Source organism: Serratia sp. (in: enterobacteria) (assembly GCF_046715635.1).
In the GTDB taxonomy this organism is placed as follows: domain Bacteria; phylum Pseudomonadota; class Gammaproteobacteria; order Enterobacterales; family Enterobacteriaceae; genus Chania.
On sequence record NZ_JBKJYW010000126.1, the window covers coordinates 1 to 5,300 of the forward strand.

Sequence of the window (5,300 nt, forward strand, 5' to 3'; positions counted from 1 at the left end):
AGGGCGGCAACTTCGCACGCAACTTCATCATCAAACAGGATGAAACCAATCAGGCGGCACAGAATGCCCGCTGGTTAGCGTTCAATATCCAGCGCCCGATTTTCGCCGATCGCCGGGTGCGGGAAGCCATTACCTTGGCCTTCGACTTTGACTGGATGAACAAGGCACTGTATTACGATGCCTATCAACGCGCCAACAGCTATTTCCAGAATACCGACTACGCGGCCACCGGCTACCCAGACGCTGCGGAACTGGCCTGGCTGGCCCCGCTGAAAGGCAAAGTGCCAGCAGAAGTGTTTACCTCGATCTATCAGCCTCCAACATCCGACGGCAGCGGAAATGATCGGGTGAACCTGCTGAAAGCCACCGAGTTGCTTAAACAGGCCGGCTGGGAAGTGAAAAACCAGCAGTTGGTTAACCGTCAAACCGGTAAACCCTTTACCTTTGAACTGATGTTACCGAGTGGCAGCAATTTCCAATATGTACTGCCTTTCCAGCACAATCTGAAGCGGTTGGGTATCGATATGCAGATCCGTGAGATTGACATCAGCCAATTCACCCGCCGCATGCGCGAGCGTGATTTTGATATGATGCCGAGGGTCTACCCCGCTATGCCGTTCCCCAACTCCAACCTGCAGATCTACTGGGCCACAGAATATCTGAATTCCAGCTACAACAGCCCTGGCGTCAGCGATCCGGCTGTCGATGCCCTGATAGAACAGATCATGAAGCATCAAGGGGATGAAAAAGCGTTACTGTCCCTTGGCCACGCGCTAGATCGGGTATTGACCTGGAACAGGTATATGCTGCCGATGTGGTACTCCAATCACGACCGTTACGCCTATTGGGACAAATTCTCTTCGCCAGCGGTACGCCCGGCCTATTCGATCGGGTTCGACAACTGGTGGTTCGACGTCAACAAGGCGGCACGCTTGCCGGCGCAACGGCAATAAGGAGCCTCCGGTGGCCGCTTATCTGATACGCAGATTACTGCTGGTGATCCCTACGCTGTGGGCGATCATCACCATTAACTTTTTCATTGTGCAAATCGCCCCCGGCGGGCCGGTCGATCAGGCCATCGCCTCCATTGAGATGGGGCAAACCAGCGGTTTTGGCGGCGGTGGCGCGGGTGAAGGCCTTGGGCATATGAAGGCTGGCGCGGGCAACGTGGCTGAAGGCCAATATCGTGGTTCTCGCGGTCTGGATCCCGAGGTGATCGCCGAAATCACCAAGCGTTACGGCTTCGACAAGCCGCTGCACGAACGCTATTTCACCATGCTGTGGAACTATATGCGTCTCGACTTCGGCGACAGCCTGTTCCGCGGTGCCTCGGTGATGCAGTTGATCGGCCAGAGCCTGCCAGTCTCCGCGTCCCTGGGCCTATGGAGTACGCTGATCATCTATCTGGTGTCGATCCCACTGGGGATCCGCAAGGCCATCCACAACGGCAGCGCCTTTGACACCTGGAGCAGCACGCTGATTATCATCGGCTACGCCATTCCAGCGTTCCTGTTCGCCATTCTGATGATCGTGCTGTTCGCCGGTGGCAGCAACCTAGACTGGTTCCCGCTGCGCGGGCTGGTTTCCAGCAACTTCGACACGCTGCCGTGGTACGGTAAAATCACCGATTATCTGTGGCACATAACCCTGCCGGTGCTGGCTACGGTGATCGGTGGCTTTGCCACTCTGACCATGCTGACCAAAAACTCGTTTCTTGATGAGATCCGCAAACAGTACGTGGTCACCGCCCGCGCCAAAGGGCTGGACGAGAAGAAGATCCTTTACCGCCACGTGTTTCGTAACGCCATGCTGCTGGTGATCGCCGGTTTCCCGGCCACCTTTATCAGCATGTTTTTCACCGGTTCGTTGCTGATCGAAGTGATGTTCTCGCTCAACGGCCTTGGGCTGCTGGGCTACGACGCGACCCTGCAACGCGATTACCCAGTGATGTTCGGAACGCTCTACATATTTACCCTGATCGGCCTGCTGCTGAATATCATCAGCGATATCACCTATACCCTGGTCGATCCGCGCATTGATTTCGAGGCCCGTCAATGAGCCGCTTAAGCCCCATCAATCAGGCCCGCTGGGCACGTTTTCGCAGCAACCGCCGTGGTTACTGGTCGCTGTGGATTTTTCTGGTGGCCTTTGCGCTCAGCCTGGCCGCCAACCTGATCGCTAACGACCGGCCGTTGCTGGTGCGCTATGAAGGCCGGCTGTATGTGCCCTTTATGGTCAATTACAGCGAAACGACCTTCGGCGGGGAACTGAATACCACTACCGATTTTCAGGATCCCTTTGTTATCAAGCAGATTGAGCAACACGGCTGGGCCATCTGGGCCCCGATCCGCTTTAGCTACAACACCATTAACTTTGCCACCGAAGTGCCCTTCCCATCGCCACCGTCACGCCAGAACCTGCTTGGCACCGACAGTAACGGCAGCGATGTGCTGGCCCGGGTGCTGTACGGTTTCCGTATCTCGATGCTGTTTGGGTTGGCACTAACGCTGTGTTCCAGCGTGATTGGTATCTGTGCGGGAGCGACGCAGGGCTATTACGGCGGCCGATTCGATCTTTGGGGGCAGCGGCTGATCGAGGTATGGTCGGGAATGCCGACACTGTTCCTGATCATTCTGCTGTCCAGCATCATCCAGCCCAATTTCTGGTGGCTGTTGGGCATCACCATCCTGTTTGGCTGGATGAGTCTGGTGGGCGTAGTGCGTGCCGAATTCCTGCGTACCCGTAATTACGACTACATTCGTGCCGCCAGAGCGATGGGCGTGCCGGATCGCGTCATTATGTATCGCCATATGCTGCCTAACGCCATGGTGGCTACGCTGACCTTCCTGCCGTTTATTCTGTGTGGGTCGATCACCACCCTCACCTCTCTCGATTTCCTTGGCTTCGGCTTGCCGATCGGTTCGCCTTCGTTGGGTGAGCTACTTTTACAGGGCAAAAACAACCTGCAAGCACCGTGGCTGGGCATTACCGCCTTCCTGGTACTGGCGGTGCTGCTCTCACTGTTAATCTTTATCGGCGAAGCGGTGCGCGACGCCTTCGACCCAAGCAAGGCGCATTAATATGACCACACCTCTGCTCGCTATTCAGGATCTCAGCATCGCCTTCCGCCAGGGAGGCAACTTGAACCAGGTGGTCAACGGCGTCTCGTTACAGGTGGAACAAGGGGAAACGTTGGCGTTGGTGGGTGAATCAGGCTCAGGCAAAAGCGTCACCGCCCTCTCCGTGCTGCGGCTGTTGCCTTCCCCTCCGGTGGTGTATCCCGGCGGGGATATTCTGTTTAACGGCCACTCGCTGTTACACGCGCCGGAAGCCGAACTGCGCAAAGTGCGTGGCAACCAGATCTCGATGATTTTCCAGGAGCCGATGGTGTCGCTCAACCCGCTGCACACCATCGAAAAACAGCTGGCCGAAGTGCTGATGCTCCACCGGGGCATGCGCCGTGATAGCGCCCGTGCCGAAATCATTCAGTGCCTGGATCGGGTGGGCATACGTAACGCCAAAGGTCGTTTGAAGGATTATCCACATCAACTCTCCGGCGGAGAACGTCAGCGCGTGATGATCGCCATGGCGGTATTGACCAAGCCCAAGCTGTTGATTGCCGATGAACCGACCACCGCGCTAGATGTGACCATTCAAGCGCAGATCCTGGTGCTGCTGAAAGAGTTAAAGCAGGAACTGGGGATGGGATTGCTGTTCATCACCCACAACCTGAACATCGTTCGCCGGCTGGCGGATAACGTGGCGGTGATGCGCCAAGGGTTGTGCGTAGAGCAAAATAGCCGAGAAGGCCTGTTTAGCGCCCCACAGCACGCCTATACCCGCCAGTTATTGGCTGCGGAAGACGTAGGCAAGCCTCTGCCACTACCGGCCAGCGATAAGCCCATGCCGCTGCTAAAAGTGGAAAACCTGCAAGTCAGTTTCCCGATCAAACGTGGCCTGTTACGGCGCATTGTCGATCAGAACTACGCGCTGAAAGATCTGAGCTTCGAGATACAGCCAGGGGAAAGCGTGGGCCTGGTGGGCGAATCGGGGTCCGGCAAGAGCACGACTGGCCTGGCGCTGCTGCGCTTGTTGAGCTCCAAAGGTGCGATCTGGTTTGATGGCCAACCGCTGCATCAGTTCAATAATCAACAGATGTTGCCTTACCGTAGCCGGATGCAGATCGTGTTCCAGGACCCCTATTCCGCGCTGAACCCCCGCCTGAACGTGCTGCAAATCATCGCTGAAGGGCTGGAGATCCACCAGCAACTGACCGCAGAGCAACGCGAACAGCGGGTGATTGAGGCGTTGGAAGAAGTCGGGTTGGATCCGGCCCTGCGCTATCGTTATCCCACGGAGTTTTCCGGTGGGCAGCGTCAGCGTATCGCCATTGCCCGCGCGCTGATCCTGCAACCGCAGCTGTTGATCCTGGATGAACCGACGTCATCGTTGGATAAATCGGTGCAGGCGCAGATCCTGACGCTGCTGAAGTCGCTTCAGCTGCGTCATCGGCTGGCCTATCTGTTTATCAGCCACGACTTGCAGGTGGTGCGATCGTTATGCCATCAGGTGATTGTACTGCGTCAGGGAGAAGTCGTGGAGCAAGGTGACTGCCAGACGATTTTCAACGCCCCTGCTGCTGCCTATACGCAGCAGTTATTGCAGTTGGTTGATTAGCGGCGTCATTCAGAAGGGGTACTGCGCGCTGAGCTGCTCGGCAATCGCCGCACCGACGTTTTTCAAGCGGCACATGGCAGCACTTTCATCACATTGATGAACGAACAGGCAAGGCTCGCCTTCCCATTCAACGATGGAGCAGTTGACCTGGATCTCTTGCAGAGACAGGTTGAGCTGCTGCATAACCCGCCAGGCTTCGCGCCCGGCATGGCTGAGCAGCTTCAGGCCGATCAGATCGTTATCTTCGTCTATGCCGCTAAGCGGAATCGGTTCAACCTTGCTGCCGGTAAAACCTGATAGCCAACGATAACTTTGCGGCAAGCGATGCACTACCGAAAGCTGGAAACTATCCACATGAAATCCCTAGTATGAAAAGATGAAACACTTTTTACATCACAGGATGACTTAGTTATAGCCGGGATCACCCGACTTTGCCGCTCACAAATGTTATTATAAAGTAAAATCTGCAACAAACAATTAACCGCATCCTGCGCTTGCTGATATCACTCAGTTTTTCTCCACCGTAGAAGGTTCTCTCACGGTGTTTTGCGACTCAGCTCGCATTTTTGCGTTATATGTAACCCTTTCCAGCCACAATCTCAACATTTTTTTCTTGCAATGCG

5 protein-coding genes are annotated in these 5,300 nt (G+C 55.7%); 4 read left to right on the forward strand and 1 reads right to left on the reverse strand.

Translation table 11 applies throughout. The features are described 5' to 3' along the window. From ACLQ7H_RS06070 to yejF, 4 genes are all read left to right on the forward strand, one after another. Positions 1–953 (forward strand): ABC transporter substrate-binding protein (locus tag ACLQ7H_RS06070; protein ID WP_411751897.1); only part of this gene is annotated, 953 nt, incomplete at its 5' end. A gap of 10 nt (positions 954–963) precedes the next feature. Then, entirely contained in the window at positions 964–2,058 is a 1,095-nt protein-coding gene (locus tag ACLQ7H_RS06075; RefSeq protein WP_411751898.1) for a microcin C ABC transporter permease YejB, read from the forward strand. Next, the gene (locus ACLQ7H_RS06080) at positions 2,055–3,080 is read left to right on the forward strand and encodes an ABC transporter permease (RefSeq protein WP_411751899.1); all 1,026 of its coding nucleotides are present in this window, start codon (positions 2,055–2,057) and stop codon (positions 3,078–3,080) included. The genes ACLQ7H_RS06075 and ACLQ7H_RS06080 overlap by 4 nt, the downstream gene beginning before the upstream one ends. 1 nt (position 3,081) lies before the next feature. Beyond that, positions 3,082–4,677, forward strand: coding sequence for a microcin C ABC transporter ATP-binding protein YejF (yejF, locus tag ACLQ7H_RS06085; RefSeq protein ID WP_411751900.1), 1,596 nt, complete (start codon positions 3,082–3,084; stop codon positions 4,675–4,677). 9 nt (positions 4,678–4,686) lie between these two features. Here yejF and ACLQ7H_RS06090 read toward each other — a convergent pair whose 3' ends face one another. Continuing rightward, positions 4,687–5,031: a YejG family protein gene (locus ACLQ7H_RS06090; RefSeq protein ID WP_411751901.1), complete on the reverse strand. Its 345-nt coding sequence runs from the start codon at positions 5,029–5,031 to the stop codon at positions 4,687–4,689. Positions 5,032–5,300: the final 269 nt, after the last annotated feature.